This is a genomic window from Streptomyces sp. NPDC055815 (genome assembly GCF_053616475.1).
Genome location: NZ_JBSHDU010000046.1, coordinates 44,573 through 67,604 on the forward strand (window position 1 = coordinate 44,573; position 23,032 = coordinate 67,604).

The window sequence follows — 23,032 nt, forward strand, 5'->3', positions numbered from 1 at the left end:
GCCCACCACCGACGACGGCGACGGTCCGGGGGACGGGGCGGGGGCCGGGGTCCGGGCCGGGGTCGGGGTCGGGGCCGGGGCCGGGGCCGGGGCCGGGGTCGGCCCCGGGGTCGGGGTCGGGGTCGGCCCCGGGGTCGGGGTCGGGGTCGGGACCGAGGCCGGGGTCGGGGTCGGCGCCGGGGTCGGCGCTCAGGCCGGTAACAGGGGCGGCGTCACGCCGGGCGCCCCCGTCGGCGTCGCTCCCGGGGCGGGGGCCGGCGTCCCTGGTGGGCCCGGCCGGGGGCGTCAGCATCCCCGCCACTTCGGGGGGCGCTTCTCGGAGAAGGCGGCGTGGAACTCGGCGTAGTCCTCGCCGTTCATCAGGAGCGCCTGGGTGGCCGCGTCCAGTTCGACCGCGGCGGCGAGCGGCATGTCGAGTTCGGCGGTGAGCAGGGCCTTGGTCTGGGCGAGGGCCAGGGCGGGGCCGTCGGCGAGCCGGCGGGCGAGGGCGGCGGCCCGCTCCCCCGCCGCGCCCTCCTCGGTGAGCTCGCTGAGGAGCCCGATCCGCTCGGCCTCGGCGGCGTGGACGGGCTCGCCGAGCATGAGGAGGCGGGTGGCGTGGCCGAGGCCGACGACCCGGGGCAGCAGATAGGCGGCGCCCATGTCGCCGCCGGAGAGCCCGACCCGGGTGAAGAGGAAGGAGAAGCGGGTGGTGGGGTCGGCGATCCGGAAGTCGGCGGCGAGGGCGAGGACGGCCCCGGCGCCGGCGGCGACGCCGTGCAGGGCGGCGACGACGGGGAAGGGGCATTCGCGCAGGGCGCGGACGACCTGGCCGGTCATCCGGTTGAAGTCGAGGAGCCGGGCGGTGTCGAGGTCGAGGGTGGCGCCGATGATCTCGTCGACGTCGCCGCCCGAGCAGAAGCCGCGGCCCTCGCCGCCGAGGACGAGGGCGCGGACGGCGCGCTCGCGGGAGAGCTCGGCGAGGAGGTCGCGCAGATCGGCGTAGGCGCCGAAGGTGAGCGCGTTGAGTTTCGCGGGGCGGGCCAGGGTGACGGTGGCGACGCCCTGGTCGATGTCGAGGCGTAGATGCTGCCAGCGTGACGTGCGGGGCGCGGAGCCGGTAAAGGGGCTCATCCGAGGGGCCTCCTTCCTCCGCAGGGAGGGTATCACCGTACTGTGACTGTCGTCACGAGTACGCGATACGCCGGGCTCCACAAGGTCCCGGGCCACGGTCGACCTAAGTCCCTGCGGGAAGGGAGGGGGTGCCCTGGGAAGAGGATTTTGCGCCTCGTAAGGTTGAAACCAGGACGTCTAGGGATGCCCCCACCCCACTCGCCCCATCCGCCCCTCGGTGAAGGGAGCCCGCCCCCCATGCCCGAAGCCACCGGACCCGCGGCCGTGAGCCCCGGAATCGGGACCGCCGGACCCGCCACGGCTGATCCCGGGACCGAGCCCGCCGGACCCGCCGTCGCCTGGCGCGTCCGGCTGCCCCACACCACCGCCGCCGTGCCGATCGCCCGCGCCCTGATCCGTACCGCGCTCACCGACATCGACCCCGTGGCCGCCGACCGGCCCGACTGCGACACGGCGGAGCTCCTCACCGCCGAACTCGTCGCCAACGCCGTCGAGCACACCGAGGGCGAGGGCCCCATCGAGCTGGTCGTCGAACTGCTCGCGGCGCCCGGCGGCTGTCAGATCGAGGTCCACGACTCGCAGCCCGCCGGCCCCGGCGAGCTCGTCCGCCCCGGCCCGGACATCGAGGTCGACCCGTGGCAGGAGCACGGCCGGGGTCTCCTCCTGATCCGCGCGCTCAGCAGCGACTGCGGACACCGCCCCACCGCGCACGGCAAGGCGGTGTGGTTCACGCTCCCGGGGATACCGGCCCAGCGGCGGCGCCGCCCGTAGGGCCCCCGGCAGGACAATCCCCTGCCACTCCCCTGCCACTCCCCTGCCACTCCCCTGCAGGACCACCACCCCGCAGGGCCACTTCCTCCGCGGGACTACTTCCCGGCCGGGCCGGCCAGGGTCGCCACCAGGACCGCCTTGATGGTGTGCATCCGGTTCTCGGCCTCGTCGAAGACGACCGAGTGCGCCGACTCGAAGACCTCGTCCGAGACCTCCAGCTCGGTCAGGCCGTGCCGGGCGTGGATGTCCCGGCCGACGGCCGTGCCCAGGTCGTGGAAGGCGGGCAGGCAGTGCAGGAACTTGACGTCCGGGTTCCCGGTGGCGCGCAGCACGTCCATCGTCACGGAGTACGGGGAGAGGGCGGCGATCCGCTCGTCCCAGACCTCCTTGGGCTCACCCATGGAGACCCAGACGTCGGTGACGACGAAGTCCGCGCCGGCGACGCCCTCGGACACGTCATCGGTGAGGGTGATCGTGGCGCCGCTGGTCTCGGCGAGCTTGCGGGCCGCGGCGACGACGTCCTCGGCCGGCCAGTAGGCCTGCGGGGCGACGATCCGGACGTCCATGCCGAGCAGGGCGCCGGTGACGAGGTAGGAGTTGCCCATGTTGAAGCGGGCGTCGCCGAGGTAGGCGAAGGCGATCCCGTCGAGCGGCTTGTCCACGTGCTCGGTCATGGTGAGCACGTCGGCGAGCATCTGGGTGGGGTGCCAGTCGTCGGTCAACCCGTTGAAGACCGGCACGCCCGCGAAGGCGGCGAGCTCCTCGACGTTCGCCTGGCTGTCCCCGCGGTACTCGATGCCGTCGAACATCCGGCCGAGGACCCGGGCGGTGTCCTTGACCGACTCCTTGTGGCCGATCTGGGAGCCCGAGGGGTCGAGGTAGGTGGTGGAGGCGCCCTGGTCGGCGGCGGCGACCTCGAAGGCGCAGCGGGTCCTGGTCGAGGTCTTCTCGAAGATCAGGGCGATGTTCCGGCCGCGCAGCCGCTGCACCTCGGTGCCCGCCTTCTTGGCGGCCTTGAGCTCGGCGGCGAGCTCGATCAGGCCGCGGAACTCCTCGGCGGTGAAGTCCAGCTCCTTGAGGAAGTGGCGGCCGATGAGGTCTGTGGCCATGGGACGCGCTCCTGTGGGTACGGTCGGGAGGACGGCGGGTCGGGACTCTGGAAGTGTATACGCACTTCAACATTTCTATACAGCCCCCCTCGGTCGACCCCCTCGGTCGGCTCCCCTCGGTCGGCTCCCCTCGGTCGGCCCGCTCGGTCGGCCCGCTCCTCAGCCGGCGTCACGCTCCACCGGACAGCTCATACAGCGCGGACCGCCCCTCCCCCGGCCCAGCTCGCTGCCGGGGATCTCGATCACCTCGATGCCCTGCTTGCGCAGATGCGTGTTCGTCGTGACGTTCCGCTCGTACGCGACGACCACCCCCGGCTCCACCGCCAGCACGTTGCACCCGTCGTCCCACTGCTCGCGCTCCGCCGCGTGCACGTCCTGGGTCGCCGTGAGCACCCGGATGTCCTGGAGCCCGAGGGCCGCCGCGATGGCGCTGTGCATCTGTTCCGGCGGATGGTCGGTGACCCGCAGCGACTGCCCCGCGTCGCCCGGTTCGATCGTGTACGAGCGGAGCATGCCGAGCCCCGCGTACTGCGTGAACGTGTCCTGGTCGACCATCGTCATCACCGTGTCCAGGTGCATGAACGCGCGCCGCTTCGGCATGTCGAGCGCGATGATCGTGCGCGCCGAACCGGCCGCGAACATCCCCCGGGCCAGCATCTCCACCGCCTGCGGGGTGGTCCGCTCGCTCATCCCGATCAGCACGGCGCCGTTGCCGATGACCAGGACGTCCCCGCCCTCGATCGTCGACGGATAGTCCGACTGCCCCTCCGACCAGTGGTGGAAGGAACCCGCCTCCGGGCCCGTGAACAGCGGATGGTGCTTGTAGATCGCCTCGAAGTGCACCGTCTCGCGCTGCCGCGCCGGCCAGCGCATCGCGTTGATGGAGACGCCGTCGTAGATCCAGGCCGAGGTGTCCCGGGTGAAGAGATGGTTCGGCAGCGGGCCGAGGACGAAGTCGTCCAGGTCCAGGGCGTGGAAGCGGACCGAGGTCGGCTCCCGGTACGCCGCCAGGAACTCCCGCTTCGTCATGCCGCCGACCAGCGCCTCGCCGAGCGCGGCGGCGTCCAGCGAGTCGAAGGCCGCGCGCAGGTGGTCGGTGGCGAGCGGGCCGTACTCCTTCTCGTCGAAGACGCGGTCGAGGACCAGCGCGCGGGCCGCCGGGACCTCCAGGGACTCTCGCAGCAGGTCCCCGAACAGGTGCACCTCCACCCCGCGGTCGCGGAGAACGTCGGCGAAGCCGTCGTGCTCCTGCCGGGCCCGCCGCACCCACAGCACGTCGTCGAAGAGGAGGGCGTCCTTGTTGGTCGGGGTGAGCCGCTTCAGCTCCAGATCGGGCCGGTGCAGGATGACGCGGCGGAGCCGCCCGGTCTCGGAATCGACATGGAATCCCATGCGCCCATCCTGACGGAGCCGGGCGGCCCTGGCCCGCGTTTTCGACGCTCAGGTGAGCCACTGGACGACGCCGATCAGGAGGATCGCCCCCACCAGACCTCCGATCAGCAGCGCGGCGCGGCCCAGGAAGCGGCGGGTGTAGCCGCTGCCGAGGTCCTCGCCGAGGGAGTACGCGGGTCCGGGGCTCGGCGGGGTGCGGGGCAGGCCGTACGCCTCCTTCAGGAGCGAGAGCCAGACCGCGTCCGGCAGCCCCGGGCGCTCCCCGTCCACGATCAGCCAGAACGCCTCGCAGGCGGACGGCTGCGGGCTGGTCCGGAGCCGCGAGAGCAGCTCGGCGACCGTGCCGACCGGGGCGTCGCCGCCGGCGAGCAGCGGGCGGACCGCCCAGCGGTACAGCTCGGCGGCGTTCGCCGCGCGCTGATCCTCCGCCGGCTCGGAGCGGTCGTCGCGCGCGGCGGGCGGGACGACGGCCCACAGCTCCCGTGCGATGACGACCTCGCAGAGCTCCCGGCGCAGCGGATGCTCCCAGGACGGCAGGCGCCGGGCGATCTCCTCCAGGAGGACGGTGACGACGACGTACGCCTGCTGCCTGCGCAGCGCGTCGAGCAGCTCGCGGTGGCCGGCGGCCCGGACGAACCCCCGCGCCTCCTCAGGGCTGCGCACGGTCGGCAGCTTGTGCACGAGCGAGGTCTCGGCCTCCCGCCCCCGCTTCCGCAGCCCCCGCCGCGCCCCCTTCCCGGGCCCGGTCCAGTCGGGCCTCACGCGCGCCAGTACGGGACGGGGGTAGGCGACGGCACCGGGCGCCGACGGGGGCTCGGCGGGGTGGGCCGGCCGCCCTGACGGACCCGAGGCGTGGCTGTCGGGCCGGCCGTACGGGGTCGAGACCTGGCTGTCGGGCCGGCCATACGGGTCCGAGACCGGACTCTCGGCCCGGCCGTACGGGTCCGGGTCCAGAGCCGTACCGGGCGCGTCGGGCGGCGAGTCGGGGTACCGGGGGATGGGGGTGCCGCCCTGGCGCCGGGGGTCCGGGCCGGACGGACGCCGCGAGTCGGAGCCGGCCGGCTCCCGGGCACTCGACGTGCGCGGGTCCGTCCCGGTCTGGCCCCGGGGGTCCGAAGCGCCCTGGCCCCGGGGGCCCGAAGCGTCCTCATACCGGGGGGCCTGGCCCGACTGGTCCCGGGAATCCTGCGTATCCGGGTGCCGGGGAGCCGGGGTGTCCTGGCCGAGGCCGGCCGCTTCGTCCTCGTACCGGGGGGCTGAGCCGGGTCGGTCCCGGGGATCCGGTCCGGCCTCGTGCCGGGAGCCCGGGCCGGGCTGTTGGCCGGGTTCCGGAGTCCCCTCGCCCCGGGGGGCCCGGTCTCCGGGGCCGTGGGCGCCCTCGCGCCGGGGGCCCGGGGCGGTCTCGCCTCGCGGGTCGTGGGTGCCCTGCTGCCCGGAGCCCGCGCCGGCCTGGTCCCGGGACCCGGGGGTGTCCCGGTCCCGGAGCCCCGAAGCGCCCTGGTCCCGGGAGCCCGGAGCGCGCTCGTCACGGGAGGGCGTCGTGCCCTGATCCCGGTAGCCCGGAGCGCCCACGTCCCGGGGGGCCGGAGCGCCCACGTCCCGGGGGCCCGGGGCCGACTGGTCCCTCGACGGTGCCGGGCGCTGGTCCCGGGGGACCCGGGGCGGGCGGGATCTCCCGCGTGGGGGGCTGCCGTGGTGGTCCAGGGCGTCCAGGGTGTCCGCCGCTCTCGCCGCCGTGTCCAGGAGGGGGCCCCGGTGGGTGGAGGCCGTCGTACCGAGGACCCTCGCGACCACGTGCTCCCGGCCCTGCTCCTCGAGCTCCGCCAGATGGTGGCGGACCAGCCGGGTCGCGATCTCCTCCGCCCGGTCGCCGCACCGCTCGAGCGGGTCGACGCGGCGCCGTTCGGTGTTGCGGCTCGCCGCGCCGGGCCAGCGGCCGACGAACGCGAACTGGAGCGTGGGCAGTTCGACCGTGTCGTGGGTGGCGAAGGTCCACGGGTGCCGGGTGACCGCCCCGACGATGCTCTGCAGGCCCCAGAGGACGGCAGGCGCGGTGTCGCCCCGTTCGTCGAGGATCGTGAACGGCCCCTCGGGGTGCCGCAGGAACTCCGCCACCGCGCCGACGAGTTCCTCCACCACGTACGGCAGGCGCCGGTCGAGCTCGGCCAGTCCCCCGCCGGGGGCGAGGGCCTCCGCCGGGACCACCGGCAGCCGCCCGCGCGCCCCGGCGGCGTGCGCGGCGCCCTCCCAGTCCCAGCCGTGCAGCCCGAGGCAGACGAAGGGTTTGAGGAGACCCGGCGCGCCGACGAGGGCGTGGCACAGCACGGACGTCCGGCCGTCGGCGTCCGTGAACGGCACGCGCCGGATCAGCATCACGTAGGCGCGCTCCCTGAGCCGGATCAGGGCCGGCCGGATCTCGTCGCCGCTGGCCCGCAGCACGGGCCCGGAGATCCGGAAGAGGTTCTCGGCCTCGTCGCGGGGCCCGGACCAGGCGACCGGCCCGAAGCCCGTGTTGCCGGTGAGGTTCTCGCTGTCCCAGCGGAAGACGATCTGGTCGGCCTCGTGCTCCGTCCGTGTCATCGGACGATCCCCTCCATCGGTTCCGCCCCGGGCAGCAGCCCGCACAGGGCGAACAGCGACAGCAACGGCGCGAGGACCCGGCGCGGCCGGGCCCCGTGCGGAAATCGGTCACCCCGTGCCTGCCCGCCGGTCGCGGCGACGAAGTGCAGGGTGCAGTCGACGCAGTCGTCGAAGGGCTTCAGCCAGGCGGCCCCGGCGTGGTGGGCGAGGAAGGCGTACACGTCCCGGCTCTCCTCCAGGACCGCCGCCGGGTCGTGCCGGCCGGGCAGGGCCCGGCCCAGCCAGCGGTCGACGACCGGTTCGAAGCGGACGAGGTCGCTCTTGTTGACGGCGAGCGCGGCGGGCGCGCCGACGAGTCCGCCCTCCTGCCGGGGGATGCGGTTGAGCACGGTCGTGAAGGCCTCGTCGCCGAAGTCCCGCCGCCGCAGCCCGCTCTGTTCGCGTACGGGGTCGAGCCCGGGCAGCCGCAGGGCGCGCAGCGGGTCGAGGACGAAGACGAACGCGTCGACGCCCATGAGGAAACGCCCGACCTCCCCGTCCTGCGCGAGGTCCTCCCCCGCGAGGTCGAAGAAGACGACGGGCCGGGGCGTCGCGCCGCCCGCCTGGACGAGGAGCCCGTCGGCGAAGCGCGCGAAGGTCTGCTGGCCGGTGCGGCCCAGCTGCCGCCCCTCCTTGAGCCGCTGGACCCGGTCGTGGACGAAGGTGCGGTGCGCCTCGGGGTTGAGCGGCCGGCACTTGAGTCCGTACGGTTCGAGGCCGCCGAGTTCGACCTCGCCGAGCATGGCGGCCAGGAGGTGGGTCTTGCCGACGGACGAGCTGCCGACGAGGGCGATGGAGAGCGGCTCGCCGTTGGTGAGGTAGGGGACGGGGAGTTCGTGCTCCTCGTCGCCGTCCGCGGTGTGCGGGCACAGGTGGTAGGCCTTGCGGAGGGCGTCCGCGACATGGCCGGGGCGGCGTTCGGCGCTGAGGTCCAGCGGGATCCGGTTGCCCTTGGCGTCGATGGTGACGAGCAGCCGTTCGTCGTACTCGACGGGGAGCAGGCAGTACGGGCACATCCGGGCCCGTGAGGCCGGGAGCGGAGCCGGTTCCGACGGGGCGGCCGGCTCGACGGGACGGTAGGAGTCGCCGCCGCCGAAGATCCGGTCGCGCAGCGAGGGGCGCCCGGGCCGTGGGCTCGGCGGGGGCGGTTCCTCTTCGTCCCGGTGGGGTGCGGAGGCCGCGCGTTTCCGGGCGGTCTGGCGGTCGTACTCGGTACGCCAGCGGTCGAGCGGGTCGGCCGCCCCGACGCCGGTGGCGAGCGGGTCGCGGACGTCCAGCAGCCGCATGAGCTCGGCCGGGTGGGGCCGGTCCGCCGCGCGCGCGGCGAAGAGACCGCTCTGCCCGAGGGCCGCGAGACGGCGGTAGTCGGCCAGGTCCGCCGGGGGTCCCTCGCCCCGGTCGGGGCGGCCGGAGAGCAGGTAGTAGGCGAGTTCGGCGACGGACCACAGGTCGTCGCGCGGATCGGCGGTGCCCCGGCCCGCGCGCTGTTCGGGCGAGGCCCAGGGGGCTCCGCCGAAGGGCTCGCGGGCCTCGCCGGCGCGCTGTGCCGCGTACGGTTCGCCGAGCCGTACCCGGGCGCCGTCCCACCGTACGGTGTCGGGCGCGATGGCCCGGTGCACGAGCGAGACCTCCCCCAGGAGCCGTACGGCCATGGCGAGTTGGCCCGTGATGCGCTCCTGGTCCTCGGCGCCGAGGCGCCCCGCCCACTCGGACAGCGGGCGTCCCGTCGGCGGCCGGTACAGCACGAAGGGCTCGGCGGCGGTCAGGTCGAAGCCGACGATCCGCGCGAAGACCGCGCCGAACCTGGCCCCGCCGTACCGCCGTTCGAGCGCGACGGCGGCGGTCACCTCCCGCTCCAGCCGGCCGTACGCCTCGGGGTCGCCCTGCGCCGAGGAGGTCAGCCGGTACTGGAGGACGTGCGAGCCCTTGCCCAGGGTGACCCGGCGCGCGAGGACGCCGGGGCGGCCGGGCGGCCGGTGGTCCTCGCCGTAGCGCACGGCGAAGCGGACCGGGTCCTCCCGGTGGGTGAGGAACTCCAGCTCCTGGTAGTACGGATGGGTCGGCGTGGTCGGCTCCCTCAGGTGATCGGGGTGGTCCGGGCCGATCGGATGGTGCGCATCGCCGGGATGGACCGGGTCCGTCGGGTGATTCGGAGGGGTCGCGGGGTTCGGGAGGCTCGGGTCGATCCGGTCGCTCGGGTCGATCCGGTCGCTCGGGTCGTCCAAGTACCCCGCGTCGTTCGGATGGTTCGGGTCGTCCAGGTACCCCGGGTCGCCCAGGAAGTGCGCGTCGCTCGGGTGGTTCGGGTCGGTCACGGTTCTCCCGCCTCCTCGGCGCGGACGGTGTGCACGACGTCCGCGCGCAGCGGTACGAGACGGAGGATGCCGGCGTGCCGTCCCGCGCCGGTCCACACCACGTCCTCGGCGGCGCCCCGCCAGAGGTCGTCCCCGGCGGCCCCGCGGCGCATCGCCTCGGGCACGAACCGGACCTGCCGGGCGGCGAGCGGGTCGTGGGAGAGCAGCCGCAGGTGCTCGGGGCCGCACAGCGCGACCGTACGGCCGGGGTCGTCCTCGGCCAGGAGCAGCCGGGCCACCGCGTCGGCGGCGACCCCGGTGAGGCGGGCCGCGTCGGGCCGGTCGGAACGGTCGGTGAAGGCCGCGAGGGAGGTCAGCGCGTCGGGGTCGCGCAGGCCCTCGTACCGGGGCGGCGGCGAGGCCGCCACGTCCCGCTCCAGGCGGAGCCGGGTCTCGTCCAGGAGCTCGGTGATCCGCTGCTCGTGACCGGCCCGCGCGAGGGCGCCGGGATCGCGCTCGATGCCCGCCCAGCAGCGGTCGAGGATCAGGACGGTCCCGGCGACCAGGTCGCCGACGAGGGTGTCGACGAGCGCGGGGCCCCCGTCCCCGTACCGGCGCTCCAGCCATCCGGGCGCGGGCAGGGGGCCGTGCGCGGCGGAGGCGAACGCGGCCGGCTCCGGCTCCGGCTCGGCCATCGGCGGCTCCTCGTCCCTGCCGGACCAGCGCTCGCCCTCCGCCCGGTCCCTCCAGGCCTCCGCCCCGCCCCTCCGGGCCTCCGCCCTGTCCTCCCAGGCCTCCGCGCCGTCCCCCCAGGGCTCGGCTCCGTCGCCCCAGGCCTCCGGGCCGTCGCCCCAGTCGTCGGCGTCGTCCTTCCAGTCCTCCCAGCTCCACGACGCCGTGCCGGAGTCCCGGACCGGCGGTGGCTCCGCCTCGGGGCGGCCGGCCGGCCGGGCCGCGTGCGGCTGCCCGTGCGCGTCGGCGGTCTCCGCGAGGCCCCGGAGCAGCCCGGCCACGGCTCCCGCGCCGGCCGAGCAGTGGTGCCGTACCTCGGCGAAGAGCCAGTCGTGGACGGCGGTCGTGACCACCAGGGTCTGGATCTCCCGCAGGATCCGCCAGGCCTCCTCCGGGTCGGCGCGCGTCCACCAGTCGTCGACGGCCCGGCTCCAGTCGCGCAGCGCGAGCAGGACGACGGCCGCCACGGACACGGTCGCCGCCACCGCCCCTGCCCAGACGGGGAGTTCCAGGAACTGGCCGAGGCCCGCCCCGGCGAGGCCGCCGAGCAGGCCCCCGAAGAGCCGGGGCGCCGCGCCCGTGGCACCCCCGCCGTCGATGCGGCCATCGGGCGAGCGGTTCGGTCTGCGGCGCAGCATCAGATGGGCGAGTCCGGCGGCGAGGACGCCGACGGCGGGGCCGAGGACCCAGCCGAGCAGCGGCCAGACCCCGGCGAGCAGCGCCAGGAGTCCGGTCACGGCGAAGGCCGCGGGCCGCGAACCGCCGGCCGTGAAGGGGTACCGGGCGCCGAGCCGGCGCAGCCGCTCGGGTCCGCAGATGGCGTCGAGGCGGGCGAGCCGGGCCGCGCTGCCGACGGGCGCGGTGCGCGCGGACAGCGCGGAGAGCCGGGCCGCCACGGACCGCAGCGGCAGGCCCTTGCCGATCAGGTCGTGGGTGAGGTCGCGCAGCGCCGGGACGATCCCGGCCCGCGAGATCTCCCGCGGCAGCTCCGGCAGTTCGACCCCGCGGTCCCGCAGCACCCCCCGGTGCTCGGCGGTGAGCCGGGTGCCGCCCGCCGCGCCGAACGCGTCCGCGACGGCGGTACGGAACCGGTCGAGCTCCTCCGTCACCCGCTCGATGTCCGCGGGCAGGTCGACGGACCGGCCCGCCCGGGTGAGCAGGCCGGCCGGGCCGCGCACCCGCTGGTAGCCCTCGACGGCCTCGCCGACCGCCGCGTCGCAGGCGGCGAGCGTCGCCCCCGCCCGGCCCTGCGGCGGCAGCCACCGGTGGCCGGACAGGGAGCGCGGGACTCCCTCGTCCAGGAGCAGCGCGAGCGCGCCCGGCACCTGGTCGGCGGAGACGTTCCCGGCCGGGACGTCGGGTCCGGTGAGCCCCTCCACGGCCTGGCGCCAGGCGCGTGCCCGGGCCTCGTCGGTGAGGTCGTGCTCCAGGACCCGCACGGCCGGTACGGCGACGCCGTGCACCACGCCGCCGAGGGCGCGCAGGACGGCGTCGAAGACCTCGGGCGTGGACAGGACGTCGACGAGCGGGCGCAGCACGGCCTCGCCGGGGACGCCGTCCTCCGTGGAGTCGAAGACCCACAGGACGCCGGCGGCGGGCGGGCGGAGGGTGAGGGAGCGGCTCAGGGTCCGCTCGCCCCGGCGGGCGACGGCCAGGCAGACGATGTGCGCGGGCCCGTAGGAGGAGAGGCGTTCGTAGAGCAGCTGGTGGGCGACGAGGCGGTCGGCCGTGTCGACGACGAGGAAGCGCCGTTCGCCGCCGGGCTGCGGGACGTCCAGGGCGGCGCGTACGACGGCTTCGAGTCCGTACGCGCCGTCCGTCGGCGTCCGCAGGTCGAGGCAGACGGCGTGGCCCGGCAGGGGCCGTTCGGGCAGGACGGGAGGGACGTGGGGGCTCACTCCGCCTCACCGGCCCGGTCGCGGCGGTGCGGTTCGTCGGCGGCGGGCCCGGACTCCGGGCCGCGGTCCGACTCGTCACGCGTCTCGTAGCCCCTCTCGTAACCCGTGTCGTAACCGGTCTCGTAACCCGTCCCGTGGCCCCCGTCGTAGCCCTCACCTTCGGGCTCGAAGTCCGGCTCGGGGTCCAGCTCCCAGTCGCCCTCGTAGGCGGACGGCGGCGGTGCGGAGGCGGGCTCCTTCGCGTACCCGGAACGCGGATCGCGCCGAACCCCGTTCTCCCGCCCGGCACCGTCCTCGTACCCGGACCGGGAGTCGTGCGCGGGGCCGTCGTCGTACCCGGACCGGGACTCGTACGCGCGCCCGTCGTCGTACCCGGACCGGGAGTCGTACGCGCGCCCCTCTTCGTACGCGCGCCCGTCGTCGCGGATCCGCCCCGCATCGGTGTCGGGCCCCGGCCCCGACTCGTAGGCCTCGTACTCCTCGTAGTACCGGGGCCTGGGCGCGTGCCCCGCGCCGTTCTCGTGCCGGGCGGGGGACTCGTACCGGGGACGCGGGCGGGGCTCCTGGCGGGCCTCGGGGACGTACCCCTGCCTCTGCCCCCGCGGACGCCTCGGCTCCTGGCCCCGCCCCTGGCCCTGGCCCCGGCGGGGCGCGTGGCGCTCGTAGAGGGCGCGGAGGGTCGCCCGGGTCGGGCGGGCCGAGCTCGGGAAGCGCATGTCGAGGGCGCCCGGGTAGGTGACCGACCAGAAGTGGCGGAGCGGCGCGAGCCATTCGCTGTCCGCCTCGCCGTACTCGGCGGCGATCCGGTCGATCAGGGCGAGCTGGCGCGGGGCGACGTTCTCCACGAAGTGGGTGAAGAGCGGCGACGGGGGTGCGGGGACCTGGGCGAGGCCCTGGGGCAGGGCCCGCATGAGCCGTTCGCAGAACTGCTCGATGATCTGCCCCTCGTCGAGCAGCGCCCAGCGTTCGTACGCGCGCAGCAGCCCCGCCCAGCTGGAGAGCGAGCCGTCGAAGCCCTCCAGGCGCAGCGACATGGTCGCGCCCTCGCCCTCCTGGAGGCGGATCCGGACGAGGTGGGGGGAGTCGGCCCGGCCCTCGGCGGCGATGTGGCCGTTCCACATGGCGCAGAGCAGCCGGTGGAGGATGCGCTGCCGGTCCTGTTCGGTGGAGACGAGCCAGTCGTCCTGGTAGCCGAGCCGCTGGCGCCAGTGCAGGAAGTCCTCCTCGCCGCTGGAGTCGCGGGCCTCGGACCAGAGGCTGAGGACGCTGCGGACCTCGGAGATGTCGGTGAGGTTCATGCCGCTGCGGAAGAAGACGACGGTGATGGAGTCGGTGTCGACGGCCCGGCACTCGGGGAACACCCGGGAGGGCAGGTTGAGTTCCTGCGCGAGGAAGCCGGCGGCGCGGCCGTCGGACTCGCTCGCCGGGTGCACGATGAGGATCTTGAGCGGGCCGCTGCCGTCCGGGATGAAGCCGACCGGGAGGAGTCCGGCGAGCCGGGAGCGGAACTGGTCGAGCCAGCGCGGGTCGACCTTCGCCTCGGCGGTCTCGTCGCCCGCGGCGGCCCGGAGCAGCAGCTCCATGGAGGGCAGCAGGGGGCGGGCGAAGACGTCCTCGTTGGCCTCGCCGAAGAGGCGCTTGACCCGCCGCTCGACGACCTGCTTGATCTCCTTGACGGCCGCGCCGGGCGAGCGGCGGACGGCGTCGAGGGCGCGCCGCCAGTCGTCGGGCGCGACCAGCCGGTCGAGGAGGGTCGCGGGGTCGGTGCTCTCGGGGAGGCCCTCGCTCTGGGCGAGGCGGTCGATGACGTCGTCGTAGAAGGCGCGCAGGGTGTTCTGCGGGGGCAGCAGATAGGCGATGCCGGCGCGGTCGTCGCGGTAGAGCTCGCGGCGGCTGTCTGCGAAGGACTTCGCCTCGTCCTGCTCGTGGGCGCGGAGCACCTTGGCGAGTTCGCCGACCTCGGCGGTGACGCGGTTGAGGGAGGGCCGCCACTGGTTCTCGCCGGCCTGCCAGCCGCGGTGCCACAGGACGCGGGCCCGCCACTGGTACCAGGCCTGCTGGGCGGCGAGGGTGTCCTGGACGTCGGGGTCGGTCCACCGGGCCGGTACGACTCCGCCGACGCTGCGCCTGATGTGGGGGATGTTGGGGGCGGAGGTCTGGACGTTCGGGGGCCGCTCGGGGTCGTTGCGCCGGTTGTCGAGCATGCCGGTGAAGCCCTCCCTGGCCACCCGGTCGGGGTGGCCGGGCAGTCCGGCGAGGATGGTCAGGAGCTGGAACGGGCCGACGAGGCCGAGGAGTTCGCGGGCGCCCGAGCCGGGCCTGAAGTCCTCGGTGAGGCGGGGGATCTCGCGGGAGAGGTGGACGTCGAGGCGCTGGAGGGAGTCCTCCATGTCGTTGAGCCGCTGCCGGAGCTCCTGGGTGATGTCCCGGCTGCCGCGGGGCAGTTGCTCGGGCAGGGGGACGTCCGGGGCCTCGCGGCTCCACAGCCGGCCGATGCCGGAGCGGGTGAAGAGGTCCCGGACCATGTCCTGGCCGTCCCGGGCGGGCCGCCGGGCCCGTTCGGCCATGCCGCGGACGGCCTGGGCGAGGAGCCGGGCGGCGACGATCTCGGCGAGGTCGTCGACGGGGACGGTGAGGGAGGCGGCGAGGCTGGTGGACATGCCGCGGTAGCCGATGCCGGACCGGGCCGGGGTCGAGCGTTCCACGGCCTTGTTGATGAAGCTGGCGGCGAAGGACTGGTAGTCGTCCTCGGAGCGGTTCCCCGACCCCGTGTCCTCGCCGAGTTCGGTGCCGATCAGCGACATCACCATGGCGGTGATGGAGCGGCGCAGGTCCTCGCTGCCGATGACGGCCGGCTTGGAAAAGAGGAAGGCGGTCTGCATGGTGGCGGGGCGCAGGGCGACGACCCCGTCGCCGGGGTAGGCGACGCTGAGCCGGCCGCGTTCCTCGACGTCGCCGACGGTGTCGAGGGCGTCGGGCACGTTCTGGTCGTCGACGAGCCGCGAGAGGTCCACGAGGGCGCGGGCGGCGTTGAGTTCGGCCTCGCGGCCGCCGCCCGCCTCGGGCGGGAAGGCGGAGGGCATGACGACGAGCGGGTAGATCTTCACGCCGGGCACCTTGGCGTTGCGGAACTCGTGCCCGATGAGGTGGATGAAGTCGTAGAAGATGCCGGCGCCGGTGCCGCCGGCGACGGAGAACGCGACGAAGACGTCGCAGCCCCGGATGCGGCCGCCGCCGACCCGCCTGAGGTCGCCGGCCGCCTGCCCGATGGCTCCGATGGCCTCGCGGAGCTGGCGCAGGACGGGTTCGAGTCCGGAGCGGAGGGTCGCGAAGAGCGCGGAGCGCCCGACGGTCGGCAGCTGACCCGCCCCGTTGTTGAGGGGGGCGACGCGCGGCTGGCGGGCCTGCGGCGGCAGCCAGAGCCGGGTCTCCTCGTGGAGGGAGACGCGCAGCATGCGGGTCACCTCGGGCGAGGAGTCGAAGTCGGTGGGCAGCAGGTCGCGGACCATGCGGGAGGTGCGGGCGAAGGCGGCGCCCTCGGCGCCCTTGGCCCGGAACTGGGGGTAGCCGAGCAGCTCGCCCTCGCTGAAGTCGGCGTAGACGAACTGGAGGCAGTCGGGCAGCTGGAAGGGCAGCCGGAGGCCGTTGTCGACGAGGTCCGTGCCGTCGGGTCCGCACAGCTCCCGGCGGAGCTGCCGTTCGAGCTCGGTGCCGATCTTTCCGCCGGTGCCGCCGAGTCCGACGAAGAGCATGGGCTGGTAGATCTTCATGTCGTCTCTCCTCGGTGCCCGTTCAGAAGTTCACGTCGTAGGTGTCGGCCCCGCCGGTCCCGCCCGCCCCGGAGGAGGAACCGGTGCCGGGAGCGGTGCCTGATCCCGTACCGGGGCCGCTGCCGGGGTCCGTGCCGGGTCCGGTGTCGCGGCCGCGTCCCGTGCCGGGGCCGGTCCGCCGTGGGGGCCGGCTCCGCCGCGGGGTGGGCACGCGCCCGCCCTGTACGACGAGTTCGTACGCGCCGAGGCCGATCGGCTCGCCGGGCCTCACCGGCACCTGACTGCCGCCCCGGGGGCGCAGCAGCAGTTCCCCGGAGCCGGTGCGGCGCAGGACGTGGGCGGTGGAGGCGGCGGAGCCCCGCACATGGCGGAGCATCGGCGACCCGCCGTACGGCTCTTCGACGGTGAAGGAGTAGGTCCCGCTCTCGCTCTCCCCCCTACGGATGGGCAGCACGAACAGGGACCGGTCGCCGTCGAACAGTTCGAGCTTGATCCCGGTGAGGTCGCGGCGGCGGCGCCGGGCGATCAGCCGGATTCCGGTGAGGACACCGAGGACGAGGACGAGGGCGGCGCCGCCGATGACGGCCTTCCACCAGCGGTCCCACCAGGTGGGTGGCGCCACCACGAGGACGTCGAGGAACGCGGTGTCGAGGACGGTGTCGCCGTCGCCGGTGTCCACGACCGCGATCCGGCCGCCGAGTTCGCCGAGGGCCGTCCCGGCCGCGAGGGTCACCGTGAAGGGGACCTGGGTGCTGCGCCCCGCGACGGCGGTGACCCGCGTCGGGGCGACGGTGAGCTCGGCGCCGGGCGTCTGGTCCTGGAGGGCCAGCCGCAGGGTGTGCGGCGCGGAGTCGTTGTTGGTGACGTCGAGGGTGCCGCGGACGGTGCCGCCCGGGTGCACGGTGACGCGGTCGACGGTGAGCCCCGCCGTCAGCACCGGCACGTCGGGGCCGCGCCGGGCGTGCACCGGGCGCCGGTCGGAGGTGATGCCGGGCGCCGCCATGCGCGTGACCAGCTCCAGGTCGCCGGTGGCCCCGGCGGGCAGGGTGAAGGTGCCGGTGAAGCGGACGTCCCCGGCCTTCCTGTCGGGGGCCTGCCCGTCGTCGGCGAGCTTGAAGGTGAAGGGGGCGAAGCCCGCGCCGGCGATCTCGGCCGAGGCCGTGAGCCCGGCCAGCTGCTTCGGATCGGTGATGACGACCCCGCGCCGGGTCTGCATCCGCACCTGCACGGTGACCTTCTCCCCCGCGCGCGGGGACGCCGGGTCGAGGGTGACGTCGGAGCGGAGGCGGCCCTGCCAGATGGCCCGGACGGCGACCTCCCGGTCGCGGTGGCCCTCCGGAGCCTCGATGTGCACGCGCCAGCGGCCCGGCAGCGGGTCCTTCACGCGCAGCGCCTCGACGGGCCCGTCCTGGCCGCTCACCTCGAAGGTCGAGCCGTCGAACTCGCCCCGTACGGGCACCTTGCGGCCCGCCGGGTCGAAGTACGTGACCCGCACCTTCGGGTCGTGCTTGGCGACCGTGAGGGAGCCGTCGGTGGCGATCGGCGGGATGGTCACGGTCAGGTCGGCGGGCGGCTTCCCGACGGTGCCCTCGGCGATCCGGGCGCAGCGGGCGGCGGCGAAGGTCTCCTGGAGCGCCTTGTCGATCTCGGCGGAGGTGCCGACGACCCGCATGCGGGGGACGGAGCCGGGGATGTCGGAGCAGGCGCCCCGGTAGCCGCCCTCGGCCATCGCGGTGAGCGCGGAGCGGTCGATCTCGCTGCCGAAGCCGAGCGGCCAGATCTGGACGCCGGCGGCGCGGGCGCGGGCGAGTTCCTCGGTGAGCCGCCGTGCGCCGTTGGACTGCCGGGTGTCCCGGTCGGTGCCGTACTCGGGGCTGTCGGCGACGTCCAGTTTGCCGTCGGTGAGCAGGAAGACGACCTTGGGCACGGCCGGGGTCTTCGTCCCGCCCTCGGTGAGGCGGGTGACGGCCTGCCGGACGGCGGCGGGGAAGTCGGTGCCGGGTCCCATGCGGGCGGCGTCGCGGCGGCCCAGCTGCTGGACGCAGGTGCTGAGCCGCTCGCGGCCGGCCGCGTCGGCGACGGTGAGCGTGCAGACGTCGTTCACGGGCGACTGGCCGGGCTTCTCGGAGCTGCCGAAGCCGATGACGGTGACCCGGGAGCGCTCCGATATCTCGCCCTGGCTGAGCAGCGCTGCGGCCTCGGTCTCGCGCGCGAGGTCCTTCTCGGCGAGGCTCGCGGACTGGTCGACGACGACGGCGAAGTCGATCGGGTCGGGACCCTCGGCGGGGTCGGCGACCGCACGGGCGGCGGCGGTGAGGGCGGTGCGGTCCGCGCCGAGGGTCCCGGCGGTGGGCGCCGCGAGCGGGCCGGAGAGCGCGAGGAGCGCCCCGGCGAGGAGCAGGGCGCTCCCCTTGGTGTTCCACTGCATCTTCTCTCTCACCACAGTTCGCTGAAGAGGGCCAGGAGGGCGCCGAGCACGAGCGCGAGCACGCCCAGGCGCAGCCACCGGTACTTCGCCGCGAGCACGAGCCCGTGCACGCCGGCCTGTTCGAGGAGCCAGTCGGTGGCGTCCGTGCCGGACGCGCCGAGCCGTTCCCGGAGCGCGGGCGCGGACGGACCGGCCGTCAGCTCGCGCAGGAGCGTGCGGTCCGCGCCGATCCGGGTGCGCGGCAGGACCACCGAGACGAGCATCAGGACCCCGGCCGTCCACAGCGCGCCCGCCGCGAGGAGGAACGCGAGTCCGGTGCCGGCGGTGGGCAGCGGGGCGCGGTCCCCGGAGAACACGACGGCGAGGAACGCGAGGGCGCCGGAGAGCAGGATCGCGGCCTTGGTGTCGGCCCGGCCGATGTCCTCCCGGACGGTGGCCAGGAGCCGTTCCGCCATGAACCGGAGTTCGGCGGGCGGTACGGGGACGGGCGCCGGCACCCGGTCGGGTACGGGACCGGGTGCGGGGGCGGCTACGGGCTCCGGGGTGCTCATTCGTCGTCCCAGTCGTCGAACTCGGCGCTGGGCCGGGTGGGCCGGGTGGGCCGGCGCGACGAGTCGCGGCTCTCGCGGTCGTAGGGGTCGTCGCGGTCGTACCGGTCGTTCCGTTCGTACGAGTCCGGCTCGTAGCGGTCGCGGCCGTCGTCGAACCGGTCGTCGCGACGGGTCCGGGACCTGCCCCGCTCCCGCTCGGAGCCGGACTCGACGCGGGTCGGCTCGTAGACCCGGGAGTCGCGCGGGGCCTCCGCGTGCCCCTCGTCCCGCGGCCCGCGCCGGCCGTCCCGGTGCTCCTCGTCCCGTGGCCCGCGCCGGCCGTCCCGGTCACCGTCGTCCCGCGGTCCGCGCCGGCCGTCCCGGTGCTCCTCGTCCCAGTCCGGCTCGCTCGGCTCCGGGGTGCCCTCCTCCAGTGCGCGGCGGCGCCGCGGGGCGTCGCCCGAGGGGTTGAGGACCCGGTCGGTGATGCCGCCGAGGACGCCACCGGTCTGGGACCGCAGGTACATGAGGACCTGGTACATGTGCTCGCCGATGTCGTGCCGTTCGAGGACACCGGTGTCCAGGAGCCGGCCGAAGACCCGCAGGTAGTCCTCCTGGCCCTCGCGCCGTTCCTGCTGGAGCTGGGTGCGGATCTCCCACTGCTTGTCGGGGTGCATCGCCATGTGGTGGGCGATCTGGGCGAGGTCGCCGCGCCGGAAGAGGGCCTCCAGTTCACGGGCGCGCTCGGCGACCAGGGCGCGGTCCGCGGCCTCCCGGCGCCGCTCGGCCTCGGCGACGCGCTCGTCGGCCTCCATGGTGACGCCGACGATGTCCCGGCGGGAGACCTCGGCCTTGACGGAGTCGTCGAGGTCGATGAAGACGAGGACCCGGGTCCGCAGTCCGATGTCCCGGCCGAAGCTGAGCCGTCCGGCGGCGAGTTCCTCGCGCACGGCCTCGTCGGCGCGGTGCGCCTCGGTGATCCGGAACCGCCGGGAGAGCCTGCGCAGGCCGTCGAGCAGTTCGTCGTGGAGCAGTTCCGCGACGTCCTCGACCTGTTCCTGCACGACGAGGTGCGGGTCGGTCACCACCCACTGGACCTTGGCGACGGCGTCGAAGAAGACGCCGTCCCCGGCGGCCGGCAGCTGGAGCCGGAACTCGGTGACGTTCCGGCCGAGCCGCACCTCGAAGATCGTGTACGGGTAGCCGAACAGGGGCTTGTTGACGTCCTCGACGCGGTCCGGCCAGACCACCCGGTGGCCGCCGTTGCGGTAGAGCAGGACGGCGGCGACCTTGCCGCTGCGGCGGCGGTACGGGGGCGCGTACTCGCCGATCAGGGGGCCGCGCGGCCGTCCGGAGGCCGCGGACCCGCCGGTGGCCGCCGCGTGCCGCCGGCCGCGCGACTGCTCCGGCTCCTCGTCCGGTACGGGGTCGAGGTCGAGGTCCGGGTCCTCGTCGCCGTCGCGGCCGCCGGAGTGCTGTCCGCCGTTCTGCCGCTCGTACGGCCGGCGTTCGTACCGCTCCTCGTACCGCTCGCGCCCGTCGCGTCCCTGGTACTGCTGCCGCTCCCGGCCGTCCCGTTCGTCGTACCGCTCGCGCTCGTCGCGGTCCCGCTCGTACCGGCGCGCCCGCTCGTCCGGCCGCGCGTTCCTGTTCTGCTCGGGCCCGGTCATCGGTTCGCTCCTTCCGTCACGGCGTCCCACATCCGGCGCGCCGCGCTTCTGTCCAGGGGCCGGTCACGGTCCCGGACCAGTTCGTTCAGCAGTCCCCTGAGCCGGTCCCGGTCGCGGCGGTCCACCGCGAGGCGCGGCAGGAAGGCGCGGACGTGCCCGAGCGCCTCGGGGTCCTTCGCGGCGCGCCGGAGCGTGCCGCCGAGGGCTTCGAGGGCCGCCTCTCCGGAGCGGGCCGTGGTGAGCGTGTGCCGCAGCAGCCGCGCGAGCTCCGGCGCGAGTCCGGGCCGGGTCGCGAGCAGCGCGACGAGCAGGGGGCGGGCCGCGTGCTCGTCGAGTTCGGGCACCTCGCGCAGCCCCCACAGATGGGTGGTGCGGGTGCTCAGCGCGCGGATGACGGCGAGGTGGACCAGGTTGGCGAGGTTGATCCGGCCGTCGTCGAGCCACTGGTGGAGCCGGTGCAGCACGGGCTCCGGCTCTCCGGAGGCGAGCAGCCGCGCCACGCTGAAGGAGGCGGGCACGAGCACGTCGATGTCGGTCGCCTCGCGGTTCCTGACGACCCGGGCGAGGGCGTCGAGCGAGCCGGGGACGCTGCCCGCGGCGAGGACGTAGCCGTGGGCGAGCAGTGCCGTACGGACGAGGGTGTCCTCGCCCGATCCGGCCCAGTCCTTGAGGACGGCGGCGACCGCCGGCCGGACGCGCGGGTCGCGGGCGGCCTCGGCGAGCGCGGTGGCGGCTGCCATCCGGGCCCTCGGTTCGTCCGTCACCGCCAGTGGCACGACGAGCTCGCGGAAGCCGTGGATCCAGTCCCAGGAGCAGAGCACGCCCGCGGCGACGGAGGCGCGCACCCACACCTCGGGGCGCGGGTCGTCGCACAGGGCGCGCAGCCAGCGGGCCACCGGGCCGCGGACGTTGTGGTAGCCGTGCCAGATCTCGCCGAGGACGGCGGCGGCGAGCGCCTCGCCCTGGAAGCGGACGGCCCGCACCGGCACCTTGGCGGGGCCGAGGTCCAGCTCGCCGTCCTCCAGGACGGCGCGGGCCTGCACGGGCCGGTGCTCGGCGTGGGTGCCGAACAGCCGCCGCCCGGGGGCGTGGTCGGGGTCGAGGGTGACGGCGAGTTCCCAGGCGAGGAGCTCGGCGGCCTCGGCGGCGAGGCTGTAGGCGGAGCCGTCGAAGACGGCGACGGCGATGCGGAACGCGCCGGCGTTCAGGACGGGCAGCGCCTCCGGGAGCGCGCCGGGGCGGTCGGCGCCCGCGAACCACTCGCGGGCCTGGGAGCGGACGAAACTGGCGCACTCGGCGAGGAGTTGTTCGTCCGTCATCTCCCCGCGCCAGTGCCGGGCGAGGTGGTCGGCGAGCCGGGCGGCCTCGCGGGGCCGCAGCTCCTCGAGGCCGAGGGCCCGGACGACGTCGGGTCGCCGGGCACGCGCGCGTGCGGCGCCGAGGGCCCCGTCGGGCTCGGCGCGCAGCAGGTGCCAGAGGTGGCGGTGGAGGACCTCGTCGGCGGGCGGGGGCGCGCAGTACATCCCGTACCGGCCGCGCAGCAGCCGGTCGGCGAGTTCCCCGTTCTCGACGAGGACGACCCCGTACGCGTTCCGGCCGCGGAGCAGTTCGCCGAAGCGGTCGAGGTGCAGTTCGGAGAGGCGGGTGGCGGGGCGGCGGGCGCCGGCGCCGTTCTCGCCCCGGCCGGGGCGGGCGGGGCGCGGCTCGCTCTCAGTGCGGACGTCCTCGGTGAGCAACTCCAGGAGGTGGCCGCCGCCCTCCTGGAGGACGTCCTCGGTGATCTCGTCGACGCCGTGCCGGGGGTCGAGGCGGAAGACCTTGCCGCCGGTGAGCTCGTCGAGGAGGGCCAGGGCCGTGGCCTTGCGGCCGCTGCCGGGTTCGCCGCAGAGGACGAGGACCCGGTGGTCGCCGAGCCGGGCCCGCATCCGGGCGTACCCGGCGGTCGCGATGTACACCCGGCCGAGGTGGTCGAGCGTCTCGGGCGGGACGGGGCCCTGGACGAAGAGGGCGCGGTCGGAGCCGTAGAGGGCGAAGATCTGGTTGCCCTCGAAGACGGTGCCGTCGCCGTGGATGGTGGTCAGCCGGTCGGCCCCGCCGCCGGTCCAGGTGCGGACGGCCCGTTGCGCGGTGGCGGCGCCGCCGGTGTCGCCCTCGCCGCCGAGGGGACCCCGGTCGGCGGTGGCGAAGACGCTCGGCTCACGCGCCTGCTCACCGGCGGAGTCGCCCCGGTCGCGGTCCCGGTCGCCGCGCTCGCGGTCCCGGTCACCCCGGTCGTTGCGGTCAGCGCGGTCACCGCCCCGGCCCCCGCGGTCGCCCCGGTCGCCGCCCCGGTCGTGCGCGTCGCCGCGGTCGCCCCGGTCGTCCCGGTCGTGGCCGGAGTCGGGGGTGTCGTTGCCGCTCGCCGACTCGTCCTCGTCGCTCACTGCGGTTCACCCGCTTCCGTGGCCGGGCCCTTGCGGATGCCGGTGAAGCCCCCGTGGATGGTGTTGCCGTGGATGTCGAGCAGGTCTCCCCCGACGTGGTACGTACGGTTCCCGCCACCGTTCCGGGGCGGTGGGGGGGGCCCCCCCCCCCCGCCGGCCCCGGCGGGGTCCGGCTGGGGGGGGTTGGGGGGGGGGCCCCCGCCCCCCACCCTCAAGGCCGGGCTCAGCCGGCTCGGCGGCTTCCGCAACGAGGTCGTCTTCGTCCTCACCGGCCTCGACATCG

General features: G+C 75.4%; 12 protein-coding genes. 1 reads left to right on the plus strand and 11 read right to left on the minus strand.

Annotation, left to right across the window (positions count from 1 at the left end; translation table 11 throughout):
- Positions 1–285: 285 nt before the first annotated feature.
- A complete protein-coding gene (locus tag ACWGN5_RS26555; RefSeq protein WP_453519528.1) occupies positions 286–1,113 on the minus strand; it encodes an enoyl-CoA hydratase family protein in 828 nt (275 codons plus the stop codon).
- A gap of 237 nt (positions 1,114–1,350) precedes the next feature.
- Here ACWGN5_RS26555 and ACWGN5_RS26560 point away from each other — a divergent pair, with 237 nt between their 5' ends.
- Positions 1,351–1,884 (plus strand): ATP-binding protein, encoded by a 534-nt coding sequence (locus ACWGN5_RS26560; RefSeq protein ID WP_453519529.1) that lies wholly within the window; start codon positions 1,351–1,353, stop codon positions 1,882–1,884.
- Between the two features lie 95 nt (positions 1,885–1,979).
- On the opposite strand, the gene argF is transcribed toward ACWGN5_RS26560, so the two are convergent.
- The 10 genes from argF to ACWGN5_RS26610 form a co-directional block, all read right to left on the minus strand.
- Positions 1,980–2,993 carry an ornithine carbamoyltransferase gene (gene argF, locus ACWGN5_RS26565; RefSeq protein WP_453519531.1) on the minus strand — a complete coding sequence of 338 codons (1,014 nt, stop codon included), beginning with the start codon at positions 2,991–2,993 and terminating at the stop codon, positions 1,980–1,982.
- Positions 2,994–3,152: 159 nt separating this feature from the next.
- Positions 3,153–4,385: an arginine deiminase gene (locus tag ACWGN5_RS26570; RefSeq protein WP_453519532.1), complete on the minus strand. Its 1,233-nt coding sequence runs from the start codon at positions 4,383–4,385 to the stop codon at positions 3,153–3,155.
- Between the two features lie 48 nt (positions 4,386–4,433).
- Complete coding sequence (locus tag ACWGN5_RS26575) at positions 4,434–6,965, minus strand: hypothetical protein (protein WP_453519534.1); 2,532 nt, start codon at positions 6,963–6,965, stop codon at positions 4,434–4,436.
- Positions 6,962–9,319: a hypothetical protein gene (locus ACWGN5_RS26580; RefSeq protein ID WP_453519535.1), complete on the minus strand. Its 2,358-nt coding sequence runs from the start codon at positions 9,317–9,319 to the stop codon at positions 6,962–6,964. Before ACWGN5_RS26580 ends, ACWGN5_RS26575 begins: the two co-directional genes overlap by 4 nt.
- A complete protein-coding gene (locus ACWGN5_RS26585; RefSeq protein WP_453519538.1) occupies positions 9,316–11,928 on the minus strand; it encodes a hypothetical protein in 2,613 nt (870 codons plus the stop codon). The genes ACWGN5_RS26580 and ACWGN5_RS26585 overlap by 4 nt, the downstream gene beginning before the upstream one ends.
- Positions 11,925–15,698, minus strand: coding sequence for a tubulin-like doman-containing protein (locus ACWGN5_RS26590; protein WP_453519540.1), 3,774 nt, complete (start codon positions 15,696–15,698; stop codon positions 11,925–11,927). Before ACWGN5_RS26590 ends, ACWGN5_RS26585 begins: the two co-directional genes overlap by 4 nt.
- Positions 15,699–15,720: 22 nt before the next feature.
- Complete coding sequence (locus tag ACWGN5_RS26595; protein WP_453519543.1) at positions 15,721–18,138, minus strand: VWA domain-containing protein; 2,418 nt, start codon at positions 18,136–18,138, stop codon at positions 15,721–15,723.
- A complete protein-coding gene (locus ACWGN5_RS26600) occupies positions 18,135–18,677 on the minus strand; it encodes a Pycsar system effector family protein (protein ID WP_453519545.1) in 543 nt (180 codons plus the stop codon). Before ACWGN5_RS26600 ends, ACWGN5_RS26595 begins: the two co-directional genes overlap by 4 nt.
- A complete protein-coding gene (locus ACWGN5_RS26605; protein WP_453519548.1) occupies positions 18,674–20,326 on the minus strand; it encodes a hypothetical protein in 1,653 nt (550 codons plus the stop codon). The genes ACWGN5_RS26600 and ACWGN5_RS26605 overlap by 4 nt, the downstream gene beginning before the upstream one ends.
- On the minus strand, positions 20,323–22,749 hold the full coding sequence (locus tag ACWGN5_RS26610) for a hypothetical protein (protein ID WP_453519551.1): 2,427 nt from the start codon (positions 22,747–22,749) through the stop codon (positions 20,323–20,325). Before ACWGN5_RS26610 ends, ACWGN5_RS26605 begins: the two co-directional genes overlap by 4 nt.
- Between the last annotated feature and the right edge of the window lie 283 nt (positions 22,750–23,032).